The 24,897-nt window shown below is 65.9% G+C and carries 23 protein-coding genes; 5 read left to right on the top strand and 18 right to left on the bottom strand.

What is annotated here, in order from left to right; all coding sequences use genetic code 11:
* The first annotated feature begins 267 nt into the window (after nt 1-267).
* Genes V5B44_RS10965 through V5B44_RS10950 form a run of 4 tightly spaced genes read left to right on the top strand, consistent with a single transcriptional unit; the run spans nt 268 to nt 4,352 of the window.
* Nucleotides 268-1,041 (top strand): DUF3348 domain-containing protein, encoded by a 774-nt coding sequence (locus V5B44_RS10965; protein ID WP_332359066.1) that lies wholly within the window; start codon nt 268-270, stop codon nt 1,039-1,041.
* Nucleotides 1,038-2,972, top strand: a complete 1,935-nt coding sequence (locus V5B44_RS10960) for a DUF802 domain-containing protein (protein ID WP_434735433.1) — start codon at nt 1,038-1,040, stop codon at nt 2,970-2,972. Before V5B44_RS10965 ends, V5B44_RS10960 begins: the two co-directional genes overlap by 4 nt.
* Nucleotides 2,972-3,616 (top strand): OmpA family protein, encoded by a 645-nt coding sequence (locus V5B44_RS10955; RefSeq protein WP_332359065.1) that lies wholly within the window; start codon nt 2,972-2,974, stop codon nt 3,614-3,616. The genes V5B44_RS10960 and V5B44_RS10955 overlap by 1 nt, the downstream gene beginning before the upstream one ends.
* Nucleotides 3,609-4,352: a DUF2894 domain-containing protein gene (locus V5B44_RS10950; protein WP_332359064.1), complete on the top strand. Its 744-nt coding sequence runs from the start codon at nt 3,609-3,611 to the stop codon at nt 4,350-4,352. The genes V5B44_RS10955 and V5B44_RS10950 overlap by 8 nt, the downstream gene beginning before the upstream one ends.
* A 36-nt stretch (nt 4,353-4,388) precedes the next feature.
* Here V5B44_RS10950 and V5B44_RS10945 read toward each other — a convergent pair whose 3' ends face one another.
* The 7 genes from V5B44_RS10945 to V5B44_RS10915 form a co-directional block, all read right to left on the bottom strand.
* Nucleotides 4,389-5,963 carry an alpha/beta hydrolase gene (locus V5B44_RS10945; protein WP_332359063.1) on the bottom strand — a complete coding sequence of 525 codons (1,575 nt, stop codon included), beginning with the start codon at nt 5,961-5,963 and terminating at the stop codon, nt 4,389-4,391.
* A 16-nt stretch (nt 5,964-5,979) separates the two neighbouring features.
* A complete protein-coding gene (locus V5B44_RS10940; protein ID WP_434735436.1) occupies nt 5,980-7,227 on the bottom strand; it encodes a patatin-like phospholipase family protein in 1,248 nt (415 codons plus the stop codon).
* 213 nt (nt 7,228-7,440) lie between these two features.
* Nucleotides 7,441-8,676, bottom strand: a complete 1,236-nt coding sequence (locus V5B44_RS10935; RefSeq protein ID WP_332359062.1) for an amidohydrolase family protein — start codon at nt 8,674-8,676, stop codon at nt 7,441-7,443.
* Between the two features lie 30 nt (nt 8,677-8,706).
* Complete coding sequence (locus V5B44_RS10930) at nt 8,707-9,162, bottom strand: glycine zipper 2TM domain-containing protein (RefSeq protein WP_332359061.1); 456 nt, start codon at nt 9,160-9,162, stop codon at nt 8,707-8,709.
* Between the two features lie 27 nt (nt 9,163-9,189).
* Nucleotides 9,190-10,053: an amino acid ABC transporter substrate-binding protein gene (locus V5B44_RS10925; protein ID WP_332359060.1), complete on the bottom strand. Its 864-nt coding sequence runs from the start codon at nt 10,051-10,053 to the stop codon at nt 9,190-9,192.
* Nucleotides 10,054-10,153: 100 nt separating this feature from the next.
* Nucleotides 10,154-10,480 (bottom strand): hypothetical protein, encoded by a 327-nt coding sequence (locus V5B44_RS10920; RefSeq protein ID WP_332359059.1) that lies wholly within the window; start codon nt 10,478-10,480, stop codon nt 10,154-10,156.
* 96 nt (nt 10,481-10,576) lie between these two features.
* Nucleotides 10,577-11,080, bottom strand: coding sequence for a DUF1269 domain-containing protein (locus V5B44_RS10915; RefSeq protein WP_332359058.1), 504 nt, complete (start codon nt 11,078-11,080; stop codon nt 10,577-10,579).
* A gap of 258 nt (nt 11,081-11,338) precedes the next feature.
* On the opposite strand from V5B44_RS10915, the gene V5B44_RS10910 reads away from it, so the two are divergent.
* Nucleotides 11,339-11,752, top strand: coding sequence for a hypothetical protein (locus tag V5B44_RS10910; RefSeq protein ID WP_332359057.1), 414 nt, complete (start codon nt 11,339-11,341; stop codon nt 11,750-11,752).
* Nucleotides 11,753-11,846: 94 nt separating this feature from the next.
* Here the strand turns inward: V5B44_RS10910 and V5B44_RS10905 are convergent, their stop codons facing one another.
* From V5B44_RS10905 to V5B44_RS10855, 11 genes are all read right to left on the bottom strand, one after another.
* On the bottom strand, nt 11,847-13,124 hold the full coding sequence (locus tag V5B44_RS10905) for a phospholipase A (protein WP_332359056.1): 1,278 nt from the start codon (nt 13,122-13,124) through the stop codon (nt 11,847-11,849).
* 87 nt (nt 13,125-13,211) lie between these two features.
* A complete protein-coding gene (locus V5B44_RS10900; RefSeq protein WP_332359055.1) occupies nt 13,212-14,654 on the bottom strand; it encodes an efflux transporter outer membrane subunit in 1,443 nt (480 codons plus the stop codon).
* A 207-nt stretch (nt 14,655-14,861) separates the two neighbouring features.
* A complete protein-coding gene (locus V5B44_RS10895; RefSeq protein ID WP_332359054.1) occupies nt 14,862-16,619 on the bottom strand; it encodes a complex I subunit 5 family protein in 1,758 nt (585 codons plus the stop codon).
* A 15-nt stretch (nt 16,620-16,634) separates the two neighbouring features.
* On the bottom strand, nt 16,635-16,955 hold the full coding sequence (locus V5B44_RS10890) for an NADH-quinone oxidoreductase subunit K (protein ID WP_332359053.1): 321 nt from the start codon (nt 16,953-16,955) through the stop codon (nt 16,635-16,637).
* Nucleotides 16,952-17,965 (bottom strand): hydrogenase subunit MbhD domain-containing protein, encoded by a 1,014-nt coding sequence (locus V5B44_RS10885; protein WP_332359052.1) that lies wholly within the window; start codon nt 17,963-17,965, stop codon nt 16,952-16,954. Before V5B44_RS10885 ends, V5B44_RS10890 begins: the two co-directional genes overlap by 4 nt.
* 51 nt (nt 17,966-18,016) lie before the next feature.
* On the bottom strand, nt 18,017-18,310 hold the full coding sequence (locus tag V5B44_RS10880; RefSeq protein ID WP_332359051.1) for a cation:proton antiporter: 294 nt from the start codon (nt 18,308-18,310) through the stop codon (nt 18,017-18,019).
* Nucleotides 18,307-18,603 (bottom strand): monovalent cation/H+ antiporter complex subunit F, encoded by a 297-nt coding sequence (locus V5B44_RS10875; protein WP_332359050.1) that lies wholly within the window; start codon nt 18,601-18,603, stop codon nt 18,307-18,309. Before V5B44_RS10875 ends, V5B44_RS10880 begins: the two co-directional genes overlap by 4 nt.
* On the bottom strand, nt 18,596-19,102 hold the full coding sequence (locus V5B44_RS10870; protein WP_332359049.1) for a Na+/H+ antiporter subunit E: 507 nt from the start codon (nt 19,100-19,102) through the stop codon (nt 18,596-18,598). Before V5B44_RS10870 ends, V5B44_RS10875 begins: the two co-directional genes overlap by 8 nt.
* Before the next feature lie 124 nt (nt 19,103-19,226).
* Nucleotides 19,227-22,301, bottom strand: coding sequence for an efflux RND transporter permease subunit (locus tag V5B44_RS10865; protein ID WP_332359048.1), 3,075 nt, complete (start codon nt 22,299-22,301; stop codon nt 19,227-19,229).
* Nucleotides 22,298-23,356 carry an efflux RND transporter periplasmic adaptor subunit gene (locus V5B44_RS10860; protein WP_332359047.1) on the bottom strand — a complete coding sequence of 353 codons (1,059 nt, stop codon included), beginning with the start codon at nt 23,354-23,356 and terminating at the stop codon, nt 22,298-22,300. The genes V5B44_RS10865 and V5B44_RS10860 overlap by 4 nt, the downstream gene beginning before the upstream one ends.
* A 124-nt stretch (nt 23,357-23,480) precedes the next feature.
* On the bottom strand, nt 23,481-24,875 hold the full coding sequence (locus V5B44_RS10855) for a DUF2252 domain-containing protein (protein WP_332359046.1): 1,395 nt from the start codon (nt 24,873-24,875) through the stop codon (nt 23,481-23,483).
* Between the last annotated feature and the right edge of the window lie 22 nt (nt 24,876-24,897).

Below are 24,897 nucleotides of genomic sequence, written 5' to 3'. Positions count from 1 at the left end.
CTGCCGGGCTCGCGTCAGCCGTATCAACGTTGCCACTGGCACGCGCCTAGCTGCCGCACCCAGTCGTTCACGACAGGGCAACTCGTCGGTCGTTCACCCGCGTGGACCCGCGCGCTGCTTCGCGCCGCGCGACCGGGGAGCGATGTCGCCAGGAAGAGCCTGAGTGAAGGTGTCACTGCGCGGCAGGCGAGCGTCCGGGTTGGTCACGGCCTGAAGATGTAGTACCCTACAGCCCCTTGCCGGTCCATCTGGAGCACGCACATCAGTATGACGCAAGCCTTGCCGGGGACTGATTTTAGCAGTTCGGGACTCATCCGTCTTCTCGCTGAGCTGTCCATCGTTGAGGCCGCCGGGTCGAAGGAGTTTCCTGCAGAGAGACTGGGTCAATGGCTGGACGTTGCCGCCGCCATCACGCTCCACGCTGCGCACAACGCCGGCTCAGCGAGTTCTCGGGCAGTGCAGCCCGCGGTGAAGCTTGGCTCGGGAGTCGCCGTCAAGGAGGAATTCGCCCGCCTGCGAACAGCCCGGGTCGAGTCGATCACGGCAAGTTGTTCGCCAGCTGGCGGCAGTACACGAATCCGGCTGCCGTTGCCGAAACTTGGCGTCGACCCTGAAGCCGCTGCCGCCTACGGGCCGTATCGCCGCTTCTATCTCGCCCATCAGGCCGAGATGGAACCGGGAATACGCGCGTTGCGCAGCCGTCTTCGAGAGGCGCTGGCCGGAGGAGCGTCGACCAGGCTCAGGCTTCTTGCCGCCCTGGATGAAGCCCTGGACAGGATACTCATCGCTCGTGAGCGCCAGTTGCTGGCAACGCTGCCGTCGCTGCTCGAAAGGCGTTTCCAGCAGTTGCTCGCGGCGCATCAGCGGGCGCTGCTGGACAGCGGGCAAGCCGATGAACCTCTCCTATGGATGCAGCCAGGCGGCTGGCTGGCGATCTTCTGCGAGGAACTGCAGGCGATGCTGATCGCCGAGCTGGATCTGCGCCTGCAGCCGACGCTGGGGCTGATTGAAGCATTGCACAACGAGGCGGACAGGCATTGATCAACAGAAGTGTTTTCGCGCTGGCCTTCCTGGCGGGGGCCATGGCAGTCGCCTGGGTAGGCATCGGCTTTGCCGGTTCGAATTCGCTGGCGCTGGTGATGACGCTGATCATCGCCGCCGTCTACCTGCTTGGCGCGCTTGAAATCCTCGAGTTTCGCCGCGCAACCTCGTCGCTGGCGGAGGCTCTGGCGGCGATTCCCGAACAGTTGCCAAATCTGGTGGATTGGCTCGGCCGACTGCATCCGTCACTCCACAACCCGGTCCGCTTGCGAGTGGAAGGAGAGCGCATTGGCCTGCCCGGCCCGGCGCTTACCCCTTATCTGGTCGGGCTGCTGGTGATGCTCGGGATGCTCGGCACCTTTCTCGGCATGGTTGTCACTCTCGATGGCGCGGTATCGGCGCTGCGGGGGACGACCGACCTGCAGGCAATCCGCGCCGAACTCGCGGCGCCGATCAGGGGACTCGGGCTGGCCTTCGGTACCTCGGTGGCAGGCGTTGCCGCTTCGGCAATGCTCGGCCTGATGTCGGCACTGAGCCGCCGGGAAAGAGCGCTGGCGGCGCAACGGCTCGATACGGAAATCGCCACCAGCAGCCTGCGCGCTTTCTCGCTCACCCACCAGCGCCAGGAGACTTTACGAGCGCTGCAGCGTCAGGCGCAGGCCCTGCCGGCCCTGGTCGACAAGCTGCAGGCGATGATGGAGCAGATGGAGCGCCGAGAAAGGCAGTCGAGCGAGCGCCTGATCGCCGGCCAGGAAAGCTTCCACAGCGAGGTCAGGGCTGCCTACGGCAGTCTCGCACGATCGGTCGCCGACTCACTCAACGACAGCCTCAGCGAAAGCGCCCGGGTCGCCGGCGAGAGTATCAAACCCGCGCTTGAAGCGGCGATGGCGGGCATTGCCGCTGAAACGAAGCTGCTGCACGAACGAATCGTCGGGTCGACGCAAGCGCAACTGGACACGCTTGCCACGCGCCTTGCCGATACCGCCCAGCGCATCGCCGAGACGTGGATCGAGATGCTGGCTACGCACCGCAACACCAGCGAGGGACTGCTCGGTGGCATCGAGCGCTCACTGGCTGCCTTCGATTCGACCTTCGAGCAGCGCTCGCAGTCTCTTCTGGCCGCTGTTGGCGGGACCTTGTCCACCGCGCTGACGAATCAGGCTGACGCCGACCGACAGCGAGCAGAGGTGTGGACCGGATCACTGGCGGCGATGGCAGCGGCGCTCCGGAGTGAATGGCAGCAGGCGGGATTGCAAACGCTCTCCCAGCAGGAGCGGATCTGTTCGACCCTGGAAAGGACCGCATACGAGTTCAGCGCGCAGGCGCAAGCCGATGCCGCCAGGACTCGTGACGACACGGCACTGCTGATCAGAACCGCCTCGGAAGCGCCGCAGGCCGCTGCCGAACTGATTACACAGTTGCGTCAGGAGATGACCAGCAGTCTGGAGCGGGACAATCGGCTCCTCGACGAGCGTGCCCGCATCATGGCGACGCTCGATTCACTGCTCGCTGCGATCGACCAGGCGTCGAGCGAACAGCGGGCGACGATCGATTCGCTGGTCGCGTCGTCGTCGGCGCTCCTCGGCACTGCCGGCAGTCAGTTCGCCGAGCAGCTCGACGCTGGATCGGCCAGGCTCGCCGACGTTGCCGCGCAGGTCACCGGTAGCGCCGTCGAAGTCGCGAGCCTGAGCGAAGCCTTCGGCTTTGCCGTGCAGCTCTTCGGTGATGCCAATGAGAAGCTGATTGCCAGTCTGCAACGGATCGAGGCTGCCATGGATCAATCGACCGCCAGGAGTGACGAGCAACTCGCCTATTACGTCGCGCAGGCGCGCGAACTCATGGATCTCTCCATCATGTCGCAGGAGAAGATCGTGGCCGAACTGAGTCAGTTCGCCGGCAAGCCGGCATTCACCGCTGACCAGCCGGACTGATGGACGAGACTGACGCCGGCGTCGAGCAGATCGCTCCCGTATGGACCGTCTTCGGTGACCTGATGTCGGGCCTGCTGGGCGCTTTCGTGCTGATCCTGGTTGGCGTTCTCGGGGTGCAGCTCGAACTGGCGACCCATCTCGAAGCCGAGGTGCAAAAACGGCAGCTTGAGGAAAAGCGCCGCATGGCGCTGGAAAAGGCCCTGGCCATCCCGATCACCGCCGGGCGGGTGAGCTTGAACGATGGCCGCATCGGCATCAGCGGCAGCGTCCTGTTCCTGTTCAACTCGGCGCAGTTGCAGCCCGAGGGTCGGCTCCTCCTGAAGACCCTGGTCGAGCCGCTGCGCGTCTACCTCGGAGAGCGTAACGAGTTGCTGATGGTCAGCGGCTTCACCGACGATGTACCGATTCACCAGGGCAGCACCCGCTTCGCCGACAACTGGGAGTTATCGGCGCAGAGGGCACTGACCGTCACCCGCGCGCTGATCGACGAAGGGATGCCGTCATCCCTGCTCTTCGCGGCGGCTTTCGGGGAGGAGCAGCCGGTCGCCTCCAACGCGGACGACCTCGGGCGATCGCGCAACCGGCGAGTTGAAATGGCACCGGTGCCGAGGGCGTCGAGCCCGGGAATGCCGGTCGATGGCTGAATCCGCGCGCAGCGGGCTGACGCAGTCAGCGCCCGGGCAAGTGGCCGATCGCGAGCGCGAGATCGCCGCCTTGCGAATGGACGGCGCCGAGCGACTGGATCCCCTCCGTTTCCACTTCATCGAGGCGCTGGCGAGGCGGGTGCAGCGGCAGGAGCGAGCTGTTGGACGAATTCTCGACGGTAGGCTGAGCGAAGCGCTGGCGGCCTGCAGGAGACGCCTTGAACGAACGCGCGACGAGGCCAGGCAGACGATCGCACGCGCCACCGGTCGGCATCCCGATGCTGCCGGGGAGCTGCAGCGCCTTTTCGCGGCGGGGGATTTCCGCGGCCTCGGTCGGTTCGTCGCCAGACTGGAAGACGATGGCCGTCGTTCACCGCTGGCCGAGCTGGCACTCTTGGGCACACGACCTTCGCCGGCAAAGGCTGACGGAGGCCAGACACAAGAGAGCGAATCGCGCTGCGAGTTGAAAAGCCTGCGCCATTTCCGCAACACCTGGGCGACACGCAGTGCCGACAGGCAGGTGTCGCAAGCCATCCAACGGGCACCGCGGAATGCGGGTCCGCTCAATTCGCACATGCTGGTGCTGCGCACTCTTTCGTCGCTGCGCGATATCTCGCCCGATTACCTCAACCGCCTTGTGTCGCATGTCGACGCCCTGCTGCGGCTTGACCAGGCAGGTCAGACGAGCCGGCCAACGGCGAGAAAGCCGCCGCCGACGAGAATGGCTGGAAAATGAAACGCCCAGCGGCAGTGCACCCGACTCCTCGACGTCCTAAGGGCCGGCGAAGGACTGTGGTTGCGTATCATCGGTGAGGAAGGTGGACAGCAGGGCTTCGAGGCGCACCGGCATGCCTGGCGTTGTGCTCGCGGCGAGGTTGCGTCCCGTCGGCCCCGACGGCCGCTTGATGCCTTCATCGACCTTTTCGAGCAGATACGGGAAGAAGGGGTTGGACGACAGGCGCGTCAGGAAATCCTGATCGACCACCAGCGCGCCTCGCTCGCCGCGCGCGCCCATGGCGCCAAGGCTGAAGCCGAACTCGGGGCGCAACTTCGAATCGGGCTGCAGACCGTAGAGTGGATCATCCATCGGAATCGGGATCGCCAGGTGTGACAGCGAAAAAATCCCAGGTGGATAGGGCAGGTTCAGAGCGCGGTCCACCGCCTGCAACTGGCCCGGCGCGATGCTGCGTTCGATCGTCGCGTCGCTGTCGTCGTTCGCATTCATGATGGATGTGAAGCGATACGGCTGTGGCGTCGTCGGCGTCAAGCTATCGAGCGCGACATAGGCAGATGGGCGTAGCAAGGGACCGAATTTCACGGTCCGGTTCACGTCAAAAAGCACGATCTCACTGCCATTATCAGGCAGCAGAGAGTAGAGCGCTGTCAGGATCGCCGGCGTGCTGACGGTGAAATCGACGACCGACTGAAAGGTCAGAACCGGCGGCAGGCCGCCGAGCTGGCCAGCACGCGAAAGACGCTGGATCTGGCTTTGCAGTGTATCGGTCAGGCGATAGGACTGGCGCGCGCCGTTGACCGGGAACGAGTTGTACTTGAAGGGATTGAACTCAGGAACGACGCTGAGCCAGGCCGCGTTGGCAAAAGGCGGCAGCACGGCGGGCAGTCCTGCCAGACCGGCAAAGCGCGCAAAACGCGTGATCCCGATCATCGGCGTGACCAATACAAGGCGGTCGGCACGGAGCAGCTTCGGATCCTCGAGCGCATCCAGCGCGTACTTCATGGCGAGCGCGCCACCGTTCGAAAAACCGACCAGGTGCAGCGGCCCAGGGGCGGGCACACGTCGGCGTGCCTCGCGAACCCCAAGCCGCGTGGCGGCCATCCAGTCTTCCCAGCGCACCTTGCTCAGGCCGGCCGGCACGGTACCGTGCCCCGGCAGACGGACGCCAATCGCGACGAAGCCGCGGTCACGATAAAGCTTCGCGATGTGCCGCAGGCTGTAGGGGGAGTCGGTCAATCCGTGCAGCAGCACCACCACCCCGACCGGCTGGCCTTCGGGTTCCATGACGTACGACCGGTTCCAGTCCTGGGCGAAGTGTGCCGGATAGATCGGACTGTCCTCGAAGTAGCGGTTGATCGGAACGCGCTCGTCCGGATCGAGTTTCTGGCTGACCTCGGCGCGAACACTTTCGAAGATCTTCCCTTCCTGTGCGAGATAGCGAGGCCAGTCGGCTGCGTCGAGTTCGCCCGGCTGCAACTCGGTCGGCACGAAGGTGTGCCAGGGATGCAGCGGCGGGCCGCTGAGAGCCCGATACGAGCGCAGCGCGAACATGGCTGCGCCGATGACGACAACCCCGATCAACAGCCACTTGAGAACCCTTTTCAAACCCATCTGTATCGTCTCCAAATTATTCCGCACCGACTACGATCGTGTCCGCCACGCCGCGCACTCCAGGCGGCAGGGTGTTCCAGGGCGGTCCGGCGCGTGCGATCTCGTAACCGACATTGTAAAGTTGTTGCATCACCACCGGATCGAAGGTTTCCTCGCCAGAGAGGTTTACGCCATCGGGAATGGTGATCCAGTGAAACCCGGAGTGTTCGCGCAACGCCTGCGCATAGATGCGAAAGAGATCGCCGATGACGGCCGATATGCCGGCGGCCTTGAACGTGCGCCGTGCAATATCCGGAACCGAACGGCGCGTGGTCCCGGCATCTGCGGCCAGTTGGCCGTTGTGGATCACATAGATGTCCTCGCGCGCGCTGCCGCGGCCGGCCTTCTGCCGCAGTTCACGTGCGCTGAAAAGCCCGCCGCTGGCGAACACCTGGGCGCCCACTCCGCCATCGACATGCATTTCGTCATAGCGCCCGCCAGCGGCTTCAACTTCGAAGAACACCGGCGAAAAGGCGATGGGAATGGCGGCCGACGCCAGCATGACCCGGCGGAAGAGTGGCAGCGCGTCGGGGCGGCCGCTGGTGGCGATCAGCCCCATGTTCCAGACGATGAAGCGCTGCGAATCGAGATCCACGGTCCCGATGTACAGGCGCCGGCCGCCTTGATGCGCCAGGGCAATCTCGCCCAGGAAGTCCGCGTCGATGTGCCGCTCGATCAGCGTGACGAGCGGGCTTGTGTCGGCGATGCTCTCGCCGAACAATAATTCCCTGACGGTCGACAGGAACGCCCCGAGCGCGAAAATGTCTCGCGATCGCGTGGTGGTGTAGAACTCGTGCAGCGCCTCATCCCTGGCTGGCCCAAGAAACGCGAACGGCGCCATCAGCGCGCCGGTCGATACGCCAGTGACCACCTTGAAGGTCGGGCGCTTGCCGGTGCTCGACCAGCCGTTCAGAAGGCCGGCACCGAACGCCCCATTGGCACCTCCACCCGACAGTGCAAGCTGCGGATAGCGCACGACGCCGTCTGCCATTGCCGGGAAGTCGCTGGACGATTCCTGGGCAAAGGATTTCGCCATGTCGCGCTCCATGACCGGGCTCCGGAGACCGGCCGGCGCACGCACCTCCGGCATACCGGGGATGGTGGCGTCGGACATCAATTCGATGGGTACGCCATTGCGCGGTAGCGAGCCGCAGCCGGCGAGCGCCAGCGCCAGGAGCAGCAACACGCCGTGCGCCAGCCAGGCAAGTGGTTTTAGCGGTGTCATCGAAGCCCCTCGCCCCGCTGCCGGCGACGAGTCAAGCTTGAGAGCGCTGCTCAGCGTGGTGCGAATATCGTAAGCCCTCACCCCCTGCCCTTCTCCCGCAGGGAAAACGCTGGACCCCCCTGCCCTGAGGACTGATCCATGCCCATTTGATCAGCTTGCATGTGACGCCTGTGTAGAGCGTATCGGCTCCGGGTTGCACAGGCGGTTCCCCAATCAGGCTGTCCGAAGGAAGAACGGCGCGGTCTCGAATACCGGCTTCGCGAAACCCCGACCGTCCCTGTTCAGGGCGCGTTTCAGCACGAAATCGTACAGCAGAATGTTGATATCGCGTAGCCGGCGCAAGGGCTCGACGGCGCTCGCATCGAGCAAGTGCCAATCGACCAGCGCCCCCAGGGAAATCAAGGGTACGACGCCGGGCAAGGGATAGTCGGAGCCATTCAACAGGCGGTCGTGCCAATCGCGACGCTCCAGCAGTGTGGCGACCACGCCCATCCGGTTGCCTTGCGTAATGGCCGAGATATCGCCGAACAGGTTGGTGCGATAGCGCGCATTGTCCATCAGTTGCGCGAACAGCTCGAAGTTGCTTAGTTTCGCCGAGCGTAGATCGTCGATGTGCCCGCTACCCAGCGAGGCACAGTGTGCGACCACCACCTGCACCCCGGCGTCGAGCGGTCGCCGCAGGCGCAGCGGGTTGCCCAGGTGCTCGCCGAAGCCATGCACCGCACGCTCGTCGCCGGCATGCGTGATGAGCGGCATGCGCAAGTTGACGAGTTTGTCGTAGAAGCGGTCGCAGCGCGCGTCAGCGGGGTCGATGTTCTGCGCCGAGGGCAGCCACTTGATGGCCCGCGCGCCCTGCGCCGCCGCCGCGTCGAGCCGATCGAGCGCGCGCGGGTCGTAAGGATGGATCGACGCCACCCAAGCGAAATGCGCAGGATGGCTGAAGGCCAGACCGGCCACGTAGTCGTCCGGCACATAGAGGGTTGAGCGATCCGCCAGCGGTACGCCGCCCTCATCGCGCGCCCAGTCGAAACCGAAGAGTAAGACGTGGAAGCCGGGGGCCATGCCCCGGCATTGCGCCAGCAGGCGCTCGACGAAACTCGTGTCGACCTTGCCGGGCGTTTCGTCGACGCAGGAGGCATTGACGTAGAACTCTCGCTGCACGTAGCCACGCGGATACCAGATCTGCTCCATGCGCGGATTGAACCAGAGGCCGCTGCCCGAATCGCCATTGCCGAACACATGGCAATGGGTGTCCCAGACTTTGGCCGCGTCGAGCCCGTTCCACGCGGCCGTGAGGAGGGGATGCTCACGCAGGTCGGCCGGCAGTTCGGCAAGACACGCATTGAACACCCCGTCGCGCAGCGAGAAATCACAACCCGTGAGCAGCCCGCAGGCGCCGACGCCGGCGCCGATCAGCAGGCGCCGTCGCTTGATCCGGAACGGAGTCACGCCAGGCCTGTCGCAGCGGCGAAAGAACCCTCAGTTAGGACCCTGTCTGAGCAACTCGATGCCGTTCCCCGTGACCCGAACACGGTCGCCGATTCGCAGGGCCGGTGCGGTCGTTTGCTGGATCGTCGCCAGCGAGCCATCGTCGTAACGCACTCCGATGCGCCAGACGAGGGTCTGGCGCTGCGCGGCCTGGTTGCCGACGAAGGCACCGCCGCCGGCACCGACGATGGTGGCCGCGGTCTGGCCCCGGCCGCCACCGATCTGATTGCCGAGCAAGCCGCCGACCACCGCGCCGCCGATGGTAGCGGCGGCGGCGTTGCCGCTCTGCACCGTATCCTGGACGATCGACTCGACCGTGCCGTCACGCGACGAGGGCTGGGAAACCTGGAACGCCGGCGTTGTTTCGCAACCGGCCAGCAGCAGCGCAAAGCCCGTACTCAATACAGCGGCAAGACGCTGCCATCCCGAAAGCTTGGTCATTTTCATTCTCTCCAGTACAGATTGACGGTTTTTTCAGTTGGGAATCGAATTGAGCAGGAACATGGCCGCCAGCAAGCCGGTCGGCCGCCCCAACTTGCCCAGCCATTCGGCGAAGATCTGTTCGATGTCGCCGCCCATGTAGACCTGCGTCAGCGCCTTGTTCACCTCGAGACGGAAAGCCGAGTCATTGCGTGGCAGGGCCATCGCGTAGGGTTCGATCGATATATCTTCCGCCACCAGCGCCAGCTTGGCGGGTTCCTTCGCCTGAACGGCCAGGCCGACGAGTTTGACCTTGTCGCCGGCATAGGCGTCAACGCTGCCCGCCTCAAGCATCGCCAGGCCGCCATTGGCATCCGCGACGGTCACCACCGTGGCGCTGATCTGGAGCAGGCGCAGCAAGTCATTGAGTCGGGTCTCGGTGGTCGTTCCCTTGAGCACTGCAACCCGCTTTCCAGCCAGGTCGCTGAGCTGATTGACCGGCGATCCGGCCTTGACGAGCAGCCCGCCACCATCGATGAAGATGAGATTGGAGAAATCGACATTGGCCAGACGCGACTGCGTCTGCGTTGTATTGGCGCATTCGAGATCAGCGCGCCCCTTGGCGACCATCTGCAGGCGTTCACTGACGGAGCCGGCAATCCAGTTGACCTTCAGGTTTGTGGCGCCAACCGCACGCGCAATCTGCGCAATGACGCGCTTGCACAGATCGATCGAATACCCGGCCGGCTCCTTGTTGGCTCCGACAAAAGAGAACGGCAGGGAATCGGGGGAATAGGCGACGTTGATGACCTTCGCCGACTTGATCCTGCCCAGTGTTCCGGAGCCGGTCTGCGCGGTGGCGGTGCCGCCCAGCAGGGTTGTGGTGACGATGAGTACCGCAAGAAGAGTCTTGATCATTGAGTCCTCGATTTCATATCGGAGTAAGAAGGGGAAACAGCGTGATCTGTTCCCTTGACTGGATAATTCGCGGTGCAGTCTACTACAGCCTTTCGCCACTTCACAAACTGAAGTCCCGACACACACATGTCCCGCCCGCCGGGCTGACCTGGTCTCCGTGCACGCCGCTGATCAGCAGGAGGCGCTTGCCGGTTAGGGCGCCCCAGGCCACCACTACAGGCAGATACCGGTGCTGGCCAGCGCCAATCTGCACGCCCTGGAAGCAGAAGCTATGCTTCTCGCGCGAATGGAGGTCGTTGCCGTCGAGTTGCCTGATGACCCTTTTTCCATCGGTCACGTCGTGGGTGTGGACGTTGGCGTCCTTCGCCGCGACACCAGACCACAGCGTGGCGGTGAGCGTCGCGACGGCGCCGGTTCTGATCTGCACGCGTTCACTACTGCCGCTTTGTTCAAGAACACGTCTTTCTGCGAGTTCTTGCCTCCGCTTGCCGAGGGTGCGCTCGCACGCACCCCGACCTTTCCCTTAGTCGGCGGCCGGCGCCTTGCTGGCATCAAGCGCCGCCTGCAGCTTCTGTTCCTGTTCGTGCGTCAGCGAGGTCTTGATGACCTTGCCGCCGCTGCCCTGAATCTCGGCCAGCACCTTGTCAGGCGTCGATTTGCGCACCAGCACAAAGAGCAGTGAGCTGCCGTTCTTGAAGGTCGCCGCGAGATCCTTCATGAAATCGTCATTGATGCCGACATCGGTCAGCGCCCCGCTGAGCGCGCCGACGCCGGCGCCTGCTGCCAGCCCGATCAGCGGGTTCAGGAAGATCAGGCCGATCAGGGTACCCCAGAAACCACCGCTCACTGCGCCCGCAGCGGTGACATTGAAGATCTGATGCAGCTTGACCTTGCCGGAATCATCCTTGACGGCGACCACGGCGTCTTCCAGATCGATCAGGTATTCCTTCTGCAGTTTGAGCAATTGGGTGCGCACTTCTTCGGCCTTGAATTGATCCTCGTAGCCTATGACTATCAGGTCGCTCATGAAAACGTTCTCCTTCATTCTGGTTCAACACGGTCAGCGGAACCCCATGTTCCGGCCTTGAATTGTAGCGCAATCGAACTTCATTTCATTTCAGCGGGTTGACCGTTGGCGATGGCTGCAATTCGGCTTTTTGCTTGACGATGGCAAACTGTTCAACCTAGACTCGGGCACGACGCTGCCTGATGCGGGCCCATAGACTCCAAATGGTGCCGTCGGATTTCCTGTCCCGCCACCCTTACATCCCGTGAAAGACCTCCCATGAAAAATTTGATCGTCGCCTCCGCCTTGTCGTTTGCCCTGATGGGTGGGCTTGTGCATGCCCAGACTTCACCCGCCACCCCTGCCCCAGCCAAGGCTACCGCAGCGGCCAGTAGTGACCCCGTCGTGGTGATGCGCAACGAGCAGCGTGCTGCACGGAATGCGTTCAACGAAGCCGCCAAACCCATCCGTGCTGAACGCGCTGCTACTGTCAAGGCAGCTGTGGACAAGGCCGTGGCCGAAGCCAAGGCGAGCGGCAAGGACCCGGTGGTCGCCGGGCGCGTTGCCAGGAGGCAGGCCATGGAGGCCACCAAGCCCGACTTCGACGCCAAGATGAAGGCCATTACCGAAACCCGCCGTGACGCCATGGCCGCCGCAAAGGCCAAGCGCGATGCGGCCATGGCCAAACGCTGATCCGAGTGCTTCTTCCGGTGTGCTGCTGATCGACGCAAACCGCCGTGATGCCCTGCATTACGGCGGTTTTGCTTTCCCTCAGTAGCGCGCGCCGTCAGCGCGAGATCGCGTAGCCAATACGCACGCTCCACGGCTCGCGCTGATTGTAGTCGAGCAGGGTCTCGCCGTAGCCCGTGAAATACTGCGCCATCAGGTAACCCGACAGGCCGGGCAGCAGCCTGTTGAGCGGGTAGGTGAACTGCAGGTCGGAGCTGAACGCACTCGACTTGGTTCCCTTGCGCAGGATCCATGCTGCTTGCCAGTCGTCGTTCTTGCCATAGGTAAAGCGAAAGTCGCCGTAGCCACGGTACTTCTGGATATCGGGGTTCTCGCTCTTTTCGATGTAGGCATAGATCTTGGGCGAGAACGTCCAGTGGAAATCGCGCGTGTCGCCGAAGGCGAAGTACGGTCGCACGAACAGGGTGTCGATGCTGCGTGAGTCGATGTCGTCCTTGCCGTTGGATTCGTGCTCGTAACCAGCCGCGATGCCGACCGCATTGCCACCGACGCGCCAGTCGGTGTTGGGGACGTAGTAGAAGAAGCTGGGGATGTAGTTGGTGTCGAGGAAGGGCTTCGAATCCGCAGTGAGATCCCAGAACGCCGCCTGCGTGTAGGCGAAGTACAGGTTGTCGAAGAACCGGCGCGAGTTCTTGTCGGCCGGTTCGTAGAGGCGCAGCTTGAAGCTCAACTGAGCCTGTGCGTTGGCATCGCTGCCGGCGCCGGCAATGAAGAACATGGGTTCGTGAAAGGACAGGCGGCCTTCGTCCTGTCGGTTGGGATCGTTGTCGGAGCGCACGCTCAGGATCGTGACCGGCGCACGGTCGGTCGTCGCTGCCTCGTCGGCCTGCGCAATGCGTTCACCGCCGCTGGCTGGCGGCAGGAGCGGTTCTGCCGCTGCTGGTTCCCTTGGCGTGGACAGCTGCACCAGCATGGCCGGAGCGTCCATGTCGATGGCGTCAACGCGAACCCGGCCGCGCAGGTTCGGTGGCACCTCGCCGACATAGTCGATGCGCCTGAATTCGCCCTGGCGCAGACTGATCTGGTCGGGCACCGGCGTCTCGCGCCGCAATTCGACACGAGCCACAGCACCCAGGTCAGGCGTCAGGTTGACGCGAAGTACCTCGGGCAGGGAATAGGAACGCGATTCGGCCTCACCGGTCACCATCAGCGAGAGCCTGAACGGCGCGGCGGGATCGATGGTGCGGCTCGGAGCCACAAGGTTGATGTCGGCCCGCGCCATCGTCGGTGCGAAAGCCGGAACCAGGCTGAACATCGCGGCAGCCGTCGCGATGGGGAGGGCGCGCCTCGGCGCGCTACGCAGATTGTGGGTCAATATCATTCCTTTGAACAAGTGTTGGTTTGAGGCTTGTCCCGACCGACGCGCTGTCGGCGGGACTGTCATGCAGACGGCGCCTTGACGCTACTGCGCTTGTGCGGTCAGCGTGCTCGGCGGCGGCGGCGCCATTGCAGCCGCAATATCGACCCAGCCACCGCCCATTGCCTGGTACACATTGACCAGTTGCGTGTAGCGGTCGGCAAGCAGGCGCACGCCTGCCAGCTCGGCTGCAAACAACTCGTTCTCGGCCACCAGCACATCGAGATAAGCCGCGACTCCCTTGTCGAAGCGCAGCTTCGACAGCCGTGCGAACTCGCGCAGGGCGTCCACTCGCTTGCTCTGCACTGCGACTTCCTCGATCTTCTTCTGCGACCCGGTCAGCGCATCGTTGGTCTCGCGAAACGCACTCAGGATGGTCTGTTGATAAAAGAGCAGCGCCTGCTCGTATTGCGCCTCCGCCGAGCTGACCTGGCCCGCGATCCCCCCGAACGTGAAGATCGGGCCGCTGACGCCGGCAGCGACCAGGCCGGCGCTTGCCGGGCCGGTAAAGACGCTGCTGAATGCCGTGCTGACGCTGCCGAGCAGCCCGGTGATCGAGACGGTCGGATAGTAGAGAGCACGCGTGGCGCCGACGTTGGCGTTGGTGGCGACCAGATTCTGCTCCGCCTGCAGGACGTCGGGCCGGCGTTGCAGCAGCGTCGAGGGCAGGTCGGCCGGGATCAGCGGCGCGACGAGCTGGTCGATGGTCTTGCCTCGCGCGATCGGCCCCGGGTTGCGGCCGAGCAGGATGGAGATCAGGTTCTCCTGCGCCGCAATCGCCTGCTCGAAGGCCGGAATCGCGGCCAGCGCCTGCTGGTACTGCGAGGTGATCTGCATCACTTCGGTCTTGGCGACGATGCCGGCTTTGAAGCGCAGGTCGAACAGCCGGGCGGTGGCGCCGAAGTTCCTGGCCGTTGCCTGCGCTATTTCCAGCTGGCGGTCGAGTGCGCGCAGCGAGATGTAGCTGGTGGCGACGCTCGTCACCAGCGACAGCACGACGCCGCGCTGCGCCTGCTCGCTGGCATAGACCTGCGCCTGCGCGGCCTCGCTGAGGCGGCGCACGCGACCAAAGAGGTCGAGTTGCCAGGACGCGCCGAGCGATGCCTGGTAGAGTGAAAAATACGGGTCGGCGCCGGCCGGCAGCGGCGGTTGGCCAACACGACTGGCGCGCGTCCGGCTGGCTTCGGCGCCATAGCCAATCTGCGGGTACAACTGCGAGCGGGTGGCGGTCAGCGCGCCGATGAACTGATCGACTCGCGCTGCTGCGATGCGCACGTCGCGGTTCTCGCGCAGCGCGCTATCGACCAGATCGTTCAACACCGGGTCGCCGAACTGCTCCCACCACCTGGTGTTGGCCACTTCGGCCGCCATCGGATAATCGATACGCCATGTGGTCGGCGACTCCACCGTGGGGCGCACGTAGTCGGGTCCGACCATGCAGCCGGCAAGGCCGGTGGCCAGCAGTGCCACGAGCACGTTGATCCTCATGTCGGTTTCCCTCCTGTGATGCGCGGCTGAGGCAGGCGTCGACTGCCGTTCGACCGCCGTGCCGGGCCCGATGCCCTGACGCCGCGCATTGTAACAATATTCATCCGCGCCAACGCGCGCTCGCAAGGCCTTGTCATCGGCCGCGGGTCCTCGTCGAATGTCGATCGCAGCCAGCGCCTCTCCTGCGTGAGCGAACATGCGCCGCACTCATTTCGGTGCGCCGACGAGCAGCAGCCCGCCGAACGCCGCCGCCAGCGTGAGCAAGGCGATGCTGGCGAACGGCCAGCGCCGAACGAGCCGGTCGGCCTGCTCGAAGGCCGTGCCTACGGCCACCGCAGCATGGCGCAGCCAGCCTTCATTTGCCGCCGCGGCAGACCGTGCCGCAGCGAGCAACGGCGCGCGCGATAGTCCCAGCGCCAGCAGCGCGCCGCCCACCAGCACCAGCACCGTCGTTGCCAGTTCCCTGGGCGCCAGCGGGTTCGACACGAGATGGCCGGGAACCGGCCCCAGTGCGGCGAGGGCAAGCAACAGCGAGCCTACGGAGAGCACCAGTGCCGCGAATTCGGAACGTCGCGAGACGCGCTTCACCAGAATCAGGGCAGCGGAGCGACGGCGCAGAACATTGACCAGCACCAGCACCACATAGCCGGCGGTGAACACGGCACCGCCTTGCAGCACGATCGTCCACCACCACTGCCCCGAGCCGTCGGCAGCATCGAGCAAGAGCTTCTTCGCCAGATAGGCACCACTCGGCACCACTCCCATCAGCGCAATGCCGGCCAGCACAAACGCCAGCACGGTGACGGGCAGCGCGCGGGCGACGCCGGCCAGGTCGGCGATGCGGTCGTGCCCGAGCGCCGCATAGATGAGGCCGGCGGCCATGAACATACCGGCCTTGGCGGTGGCATGCGACACCGCCTGCAACAGTCCGCCGGTCAGGGCCGCGCCGTGCATCAGCGCGTTGCCGGTGGCGTCGAAGGCGAGCGGGAACATGAGGAACAGGTAGCCGATCTGGGCCATCGTCGAATAGGCAACCAGCAACTTCAAGCGCTCCTGACGCAGCGCCACGACGCTGCCGATGACGATGGCCATCGCGCCCAGAGCCCCGAGCAGTTGCGCCGACGGCAGGGTCACGACGCCCGGCATCACGTCGAACCACAGCCGCACGACGAGGAACCACGAGCCCTTGATCACCAGCGCCGACAGGACCGCACTGGCTGCCGCGGGCGCGCCGCCATGCGCCGGCGGCAGCCAGATGTGCAGCGGGAAGAGCGCGGTCTTGGCCAGCAGGCCGGCGGTCATCAACGCCAGAGCCGTCCGGGCGATCGGTTCGGGCTGCACCGCGTCGGCCAGAAGCGGGATGTCCAGCGTGCCATAGCCGCCGTACAACAGCACCGCGCCGAGCAGGTACAGCACCGAGCCGCACAGTGCAAACAGCATGTAGCGCAGCGCGGCGCGCAGTGTCTCGCCGCTGCCCGCCAGGCACACCAGCGGCACGCCGGCGAAAGTCAGCAGCTCCAGCGCGACATACAGCGTAAACAGGTCGCCGCTGACGAAAACCAGGTTCAGCGCACCCCACACCGCCATCAGCAGCAGCCAATAGCTGAACGCGGCGCGCGACTCCCTGACGCCCAGCGGCGTGCCGAAGTCGGCGCGCGCGAAAATGCCGATGCCGCAGACCACCACGGCCACTGCCAGCAGCATGACCACCGCCGGTCCGTCGGCGCGCAGCGCGATGCCCAGCGGCGGCGCCCAGCCGCCGAGCAGGTAGACCAGCGTCTGGCCTTCGCGCAGCCACGCGGCCGTGATGCCCAGCGCCAGCGCCAGCCCCAATGGCATGAACGCGACGGCCACGCGCTGCACCTGGCGCCCGCCCAGCAGCAAACCGAGCAGCATGCCGACGAAGGGCAACAGCACCACCGGCGCCAGCAGCGCGCCTCCGTAGGTGCTCGTCCATAGTTCCACCGCCGGTGCTTCCGCTCAATCGCCGGACGGCGGCTCGTCGGCCAGCGACGCGGTAGCGGTCGATTCGATCAGCCCCAGCAGCAGCGCCACCGTCACTGCGGTGGCGGCGAAGGCGACGACGATGGCGGTGATCAGCAGCGCCTGCGGCACCGGGTCGGCGGCCATGCCGGCGGCGGCGCCGCGTTTGGCCAACGCGCCGAAGAGCACGAACACGCCCGAGCCCATGATGTTGAATGCCACCAGCTTGCGCAGCGGGTGCGGCTGCACGATCAGCCCGTACAGGCCGATGCCCACCAGCGCGCAGGCGCACAGCGCGAACAGCGTCTCGACGTTCATCGCCCGGTACTCCCGGTTGGCATGGGCCTGGTGCTGCGCGCTGACAGGGAAGGTTCGCCGAGCGCCGGCGAGGAGTCGGCGTTGCGCGCCGGTGCCCCGTTCAATAGCAAGGCCAGCACCAGCACCAGCGTCGGCAGCAGCGCCAGCTCGATGACCACGATCATCGGCTTGGCCCAGCCGTCGGGATAGCCAAGGAAGGCGCCCGCCTGCCACGCACCGAGCAAGCCGACGGCGACGAACACCAGTGGCCCGACGACGATGCCGGCGCGTAGCCAGCGGCTGTCGATGCGCGGTGCATCGCCCAGGCCGGCCATCTGCACCAGCATCCACATCGCCGCCAGGATGGTGGCGCTCTGGAACTTGCCGCCCGGGTGGTCGGCGCCGGCCCAGAACAGGTAGAGGCCGACGACGATGCCGATCGGCGGCAGCACGCGCGCCAGGTAGGTGAGGATGCCGTCGGGGTCTGCGCCGTAGCGCGGCCCGGGGCGGCCGCCCCAGAAGCGGTCAGGCGCCAGCGACCACACGCCGATCAGCGCGATCACCAGCACGATCGCCTCGAGCAGCGTATCCAGCGCGCGGAAGGCGAGCAGCACGCCGGTGATCGGGTTGCCGACGCCAGTGGCCGCAAGGTTCTCAACCACCCGCGGCGCCAGCGTCGGCGCGGGCTCGGGCAACGCCAGCACGCACAGCGCGAGCACCGTGGCGACGCTCCCCGACAGCAACACTGCGAATGCGCGCGTACCGGCGCCGCTGCGCTCGGACCAGGCCGCCGCCTCGGTGCCGCGCAGCCGCCCCACCGCGCCGAGCAACAGCGCGCCGGTCAGGCCGCCGCCGATGGCCGCCTCGGTCAGCGCGACGTCGATGCCGGCCAGCCGCACCCACACCAGCGACAGCAGCAAGCCGTAGACAACGAAACCGGCTACCGCCACGAAGGCGTCGCGCGCGACCACGGTCCACAGCGCCAGCCACAGCAGCAGCAATGCAACGACCAGGCTGACGAGCGCCGTCATTCGACTACCCTGCGCGCTTCGGGATCAGCGCCTGGCAGCGGCCCGGCGCGCTCATTCGCTGCATTCCCGGCGCCGCACCGAGCGCGCGATGAGCTGCGACACCGCCCCGCTGGACAGCATCACCAGCAGCCACACCAGCACCAGCTTCAACGCCGCGAGCACGCCATCCATTTGCGGCAGCAGACCGGCGACCACCAGCACGACGCCCAGGTTGTCAGCCTTGGTCAGCGCATGCAGCCGCGTGTAGGCATCGGGAAAGCGCAAAAGCCCGACCGTGCCCGCGAGAAAGAACACCAGGCCGGCGACAATGGCGACAATGCTGAAGACGTTGAGCACAATGCTCACCTTGCACCGTCCGTGGCATCGTCGTCGGCGACTTTCTGGTCCTGGCGCAGCGCGAACTTGACGAAGGCGATCGACGCGAAGGCGGAGAGCAGCGCCAGCGTCAGTGCCACGTCGAACATCGCCCGGTCGCCGGAGGCCGCTCCGAACAGCAGCAGCGCGCTGATGGCGCCGGTGCCCAGCAGCTGCGCAGCCATCATGCGCTCGGCGCGGCCCGGTCCGCGCCCCACGCGCACCAGGCCGACGGCCACCATCAGCACGACGAAGGCCGCCGCGGAGAGCAGAAAATCAGCCATCGCGCGGCGCCGGCTGCAGCGCCTTGGCGTAGGCACGCTCCTCGGCGGCCAGTTGCTCGACCACCGCTTGCCCCGTGTCGAGGCAATGGAACTCGATCACCTCCGGTGTTCCGTCGCTGGCCACCGTCCCCGGCATCAGGCTGGCGATCAGCTCGAAGGCGTTGCGCCCCGCGCCGCGTGGCAGCCCAACGGGATAGTCGACGAAGCCCGGCTGCAAGCGCGGCTGCGGTGCGAAGGCGCGGCGCGCGACATCGGTGCCGGCCACCAGCGACTGCCACAGGAAGCGCGGCAGGAGCATCAGCAGCTGGCCGAGGCGCACGCCGCCGCTGGTCGGCGGCAGCAGCTTGACGCTCGCCCAGGTGGCCGCAGCGCTGGTCAGCAGGCCGAACACCAGGTTCGCCGGCTTGGCGCTCTGGTCGACGACGATCCACAGGGCAAAGTACAACAGCGCACGCACGGCCAGAGCACGGGTCAGACCACCTTCGGGCACGCCGGTCACCGGACAACCCTCCTTGCTGCTTCCTCCAGGATGAGCGCGGGAACGGCCCGGCGCGCTCGTGCGCGCTGCTCTGCCACGGTCCAGGCACCGTGCCGGCTGAGCGGCATCGCCGCCGGCTGCGACGTCATGACGATTGCTCCACGGCCACGGCATCAGCCGCCGGCGTCTTCTCGTTGCCGAACACCGTCATGTAAAGCGTCGGCAGGAAAACCAGCGTCAGCAGCGTCGCCACCAGCAGGCCGCCCATGATGGCAAAGGCCATCGGTCCCCAGAACACGGTGGGCGCGATCGGGAGCAGGCCGAGCACGGTGGACATCGCCGCCAGCATCATCGGCCGCAGCCGGTTGGTCGCCGAGCCCAGCACCGCGTCGCGCACGCTGAGCCCGGCGGCGCGCTCCTCCTCGATCGAGACGATCAGGATCACCGCGTTCTTGGCGATCATCCCGATCAGCGCCAGGATGCCGAGGATGGCGACGAAGCCCAGCGGACGGTTGAACACCAGCAGCGTGAACACCACGCCGATCAGCCCCAGCGGCAGGATCGCCACGACCATGGCGAGGCGGCGGAAGCTGACCAGCATGACCATCATCGCCAGCAGCATCAGCACGATCATCAGCGGCACCACCGCGAAGACCGAGGCCTGCGAGGTCTGGCTCTCCTCGAACAGGCCGCCGGTCTCGACCTTGTAGGGCGTGGTCAGCTTGGCGCCGAACTCGGCGATCTTCGGTGCCAGCGCGGACACCACGTCGTCGGGCAGCACGCCAGGGTTGACGTCGGCGCGCACCGTCAGCGTCGGCACCCGGTCGCGGCGCCACACCACCGGGAACTCCTGCTCCTCGACGAAGGTCGCGAACTGCTGGAGCGGCACCATGCGCCCGCTTGGCGTCGGCACCTGCAGCGACGCCAAGGTCTGGAACGAGGCGCGTTCACCATCGGCGGCGCGTACCACGGCGTTGACCAGATAGATGTCGTCGCGCACCTGCGTCACCGGCGCGCCGGAGATGGCGGCGTTGAGCACACCGGCAATCGCGGCCGAACTGACGCCGAGCTGCCGGGCCTGGTCCTGGTTAATCTTGACGCGCAACTGGCGTGCCGGCTCCATCCAGTCGAAGTGCAAGTGCCGCGTGCGCGCGTCGGTGCCGACCACGTTGGCCAGTTCCAGCGAAAGACGCCGCACTTCGTCCTTGTCCGGACCCGACACGCGGTACTGCAGAGGCCAGCCCACCGGCGGCCCCAGCTCAAGCGGCGACACACGCGAGACGACGCCGGGGAACTGCTCGGCGAGCACCTTCTCGAGCTTGACGCGCAGCCGCTCGCGCGCCTCGAGGTCCTTGGTCACGACGACGAACTGGCCGAAGAAGGGGTTGGCCAGCTGGACATCGAGCGTCAGGATGAAGCGGATCGCGCCGCGACCGACGTAGCTGCTGAAGTGCTTAACGTCGGAGTCGGTCTTCAGGATCTCTTCCAGCCGCTTGACCTCCTGCTCCGTCGCGAAGATCGACGCGTTCTGGCGCAGTGTCAGGTCCACCGTCAGCTCAGGGCGGTCGCTGGAAGGAAAGAACTGCCGCGACACGTGGCTCGACAGGTAGAGCGCGGCGACGAAGACCGCTAGCGTCACGCCGATGGTCAGCCATTTCATGCGGATCGCCCCCTGCACGAAAGCGCTGTAGACCTGCAGCAGCTTGCCCGGCTTGGCCTCGGTCTGTTGCTGCTTCGGCGGCTTCAGTAGCGCCTTGCCGATCAGCGGCGCAAAGATCACCGCCACCAGCCACGAGACGATCAACGAGATGGCCACCACCGAGAAGATCGAGAAGGTGTACTCGCCGGCCGAGCTCTTGGCGAAGCCGATCGGCACGAAGCTGGCGATCGTGACCAGCGTGCCGATCAGCATCGGCGCGGCCAGCGTGCGGTAGGCAAAGGTCGCGGCCTGGTCCGGGGTGTCGCCGGCTCCCAGCCGGCGCAGCATCGCGTCCACCGTGGTCATCGCGTCGTCGACCAGCATCCCGAGCGCGATGATCAGCGCACCGAGCGAGATGCGGTGCAGGTCGATGTTCGCCACGTCCATGACCGCGAAGACGATCGCCATCGTCAGCGGAATGGCCAGCGCCACCACGGTGCCTGGCCGCATCCCCAGGCTGACGAAGCTGCACACGAGAATGATGACGATGGCCTGCCAGAGCGAGGTCATGAAGTCGCTGATCGCGTGGTCGACGGTGACTGCCTGGTCGGCGACCAGCACCGGCTCGATGCCGAGCGGCAGGTTGGCGGTGATCTCGGCCATCGCCTTGCGCACGTTCTCGCCGAGCGCCAGGATGTCGCCGGCGTCGCGCATGGCAATGGCCAAGCCGATGGCCGGCTTGCCGTTGACGCGGAACATCGGCTGCGGCGGGTCGGTGAAGCCGCGCCGCACGGTGGCGATGTCGCCGAGGCGGAAGATGCGGTCGCCGACGACGATGTTCACCGCCTCGATGTCGCGCTCCGAGTCGAAGGCGCCGGACACGCGCAGGAACACGCGCTCCTGCTCGCCCTGGATCGTGCCGGTCGGGCGCACCAGGTTCTGCGCTTGCAGCGTGGCAATGATCTGGCCCAGGTTCAGGCGCAGCCCGGCCAGCCGCTCGGTGGAGAATTCGATGAAGATCTGCTCGTCCTGCGCGCCCATGACCTCGATCTTCGACACGTCGGGCAACTGCAGCAGCCGCGAGCGCGCTGCCTCGACATGGTCGCGCAGTTCGCGGAAACCGAAGCCGTCGGCGGTGAACCCGTAAATGATGCCGAAGGTGTCGCCGAAGTCGTCATTGAGGAACGGCCCAAGCACTCCCTGCGGCAGCGTGTGGCGCATATCGCCGATGTTCTTGCGCACCTGGTACCAGATGTCGGGAATCTTGTGAGGCGGCGTCGATTGCTTCAGGTCAACGAAGATCGTCGTCTGCCCGGCGATGGTGTAGCTGCGCAGGCGATCGAGGTAGTCGGTCTCCTGCAGGGTACGCTCGAGCCGCTCGGTAACCTGCTTCATTGTCTCGTCCACCGTCGCACCGGGCCAGCCGGCCGCGACGACCATCGTGCGCGTGGTGATCGCCGGGTCCTCGCCGCGCCCCAGCTTGAAGAAGGACATGACGCCGGCCCCCACGGCCAGGATCATCAGTAAGACGACCAGCGAGCGCTTTTTGAGCGCCCATTCCGACAGGTTCGGTCCGATCACGAGCGGGTCTCCGGCACGCGCACTTTCTGGCCCGGGCGCAGCGCCTGCGCGCCGGCGATGACGACGACGTCGCCTGGGTTCAGCCCCGCGGCCACCTGCACGGTGTTGGCGTCGCCCCCGCCCAGTTGGACGTTGCGCAACGACACGGTGCTCGAAGCCTTGTCGACCACCCATACCGCGGTCTTTCCGTCGGCGCGTACCAGCGCTGAGGCCGGCACCTCGATGGCAAGCGCCTCGGGCAGTTGCATCCTGCCCGTAACGGTGCTGCCCAGGCGCATGGCCGGCGGCGGGTCGATCAGGCGTACGCGAACTGCGAAGGTGCCGGTCACCGGATCCGCGCGCGGCGAGACTTCCCGTACCCGGCCGGCAACCGTCACCCGCGGGTCGTCGGTCAGCGCCACCGTGATCTCTGGAATCTTCGGCGCGACGTCCTTGATGCGGCCTGGCACGTCGAACACAGCGTCGCGCGCGCCCTCGCGCGCCACCTGGACGATCATGCGTCCGGCCGCAACGACTTCGCCGGGTTCCGGCCCACGCGCCGTCACGACGCCGGCCACGTTCGCGAAGAGGCGCGTATAGCTCAGACGGTTCTCCGCGAGGCTGACCTGCGACTGTACCGCCTCGACCTGCGACTCGGCGGTCTTCAGCAATGCCACGGCCTGGTCGAATGAGGCGCGCGACACGGCGTCTTCGGCCACCAGCTCGCGCATGCGTGCGTGATTGTTGCGCGCCTCCACCAACTGTGCCCGTGCTGCCGCCAGTTGCGCCCGCGCCGACTGCAGGCCACTTTCCTCGTTCTGCGGGTCCAGCCGCGCTATGAGTTGACCGGGCTTTACCTTGTCGCCGATATCCACCGTCCGCTCGACCAACCGGCCGTCGATACGGAATGACTCGTTGATCTCGGTCTGCGCCTGCACCGAGCCGGTCAGGGAGACGATACCACTCGCGGCACGGCTTTCGATAGTCGTCACGCGCACCGGGCGAATCTCCGGCACCGATGCTTCGTCAGCGCGCTGACAAGCCGCAAGCAGGACCAACGTGGTGAGCGTCAGCAAGGCGTTGGTTCCGGAGAGAAAAGCGGTTCGCTTGGTGGCAGAGTTCACGAACACAGCGCGGCTCCTTGTCAAAATTTCGGTGGATTGGCGGGCGAGCCTGAGGCAGATAATTCGAAGTGCGTTCCTACCAACCCGGTGCACTCGCGACCGTACCCGCGGCGATGGCGCGCTCGAGTTGCGCGTGGTCGCGCTCGTTCTGGTCGGCGTAAACACGGGCAAAGTGGCAAAGGGCAGTGGCGAACTGCGAGCCCTTGCCGAGGTACGCGCTGATCGCCACGGCGTCTCCCGAGCGGGCATGGGCCCGCGCCAGAGTCTCGCCACAGGCGGCAGCGAACTCGACCAGGCAGGGGGCGAGCAATTTGATATCGAGGATGATCTTCATGTCGCGGAACTGCCGTACGTAGTAGTCCCTGCCCTGGAACGAGCCCCAGCCGACGAAGATGCCGGTCGCGCTTTGCAGCGCCCGCTTGCCGGCGATCACCCGGGCGCCATGGTTGTCGTGCCGGCTGTGGCCGAGGTAAGACTCATATACCGACGCACCGGCCTGCTTGATCTGCAGGAACAGCGGGTCGCTGCCGCTGCGGCCCTCGAAGAGGGCCAGATAGACGCGCATGCCGACGCTGCCCACCCCGACCACCTGGCGGACCACGTCAACCAGCGTGAAGCGGTCGAACAGAAAGCGCCGATCCTCCTGCAGGGTCATCCGGTAGCCAGCGAGGAACTGGTCGGTCAGTGCGTCCTGCTCGTCGTCGTCGATGGCGACGCGGAAGGGTGGGTCCTCGTCGATCCGTGGCCGACCGTCGACCATCGAGGTGAGCTTGGCGAACGCGCCGAGGTGCGTACGGCTCCTGGACTCCTTCTCGATATGCACCGAGATCGGCCCGCGGTCGGCGGGTGTGAAGTAGCTGATCAGGCTGTCGACATGCGTGCCGTCGTACCAGAGGCTGAGCTCGCTCATCTTCGCGCAGCGGGCCATGCGCTCCCGGTACGCCTCCACTGCCGTTACCACCGCCTCATCCGCCGTCGCCGCCTTGAGACCGTCCTCCCGAGCCGCCACCACCAGGCTCGCGGCGAGTCGCTGCACATCCCACTCGAAGGGCCCGGGCAGCGTCTCGTCAAAGTCGCGAAGGTCAAACAGGAGGTTCCGCTCGGGCGTCGCCCACAGGCCGAAGTTGAGGACGTGAGCGTCGCCGCAGAGTTGCACCAGCAGCCCGCTGTGGGGCCGGGACGCAAGATCGGCAGCCATCACCGCGGCGGCGCCGCGGTAGTAGTTCCACGGCGATGCCACCATGCGGCCGTGTCGGACGGGGAGCAATTCGGGAACCCGGATCGCGTTCTGGGCGACGATCGTGTCGAGGGCGTCGTGCCCGCGCGTTGTCTCGTCCCAGCGCGCAAACGCGCCCCGCGGAGCCCGCTTGCGCGCCGCCTTGCCGGCCGCGCTTCGCTCCTCGACGGTCTCCCGGAGGTCGTGCACCGGAGCTGTCGTCGGCGAAGTCGTGCTTTGGTCGCTAGCCGTCATGAGAGTCGGTTCTCCAGGCGTC

It is taken from the genome of Candidatus Accumulibacter necessarius, assembly GCF_036625085.1.
The sequence above is the reverse complement of the archived record's forward strand: the minus strand, read 5'-3'. Positions and strand labels throughout refer to the sequence as shown.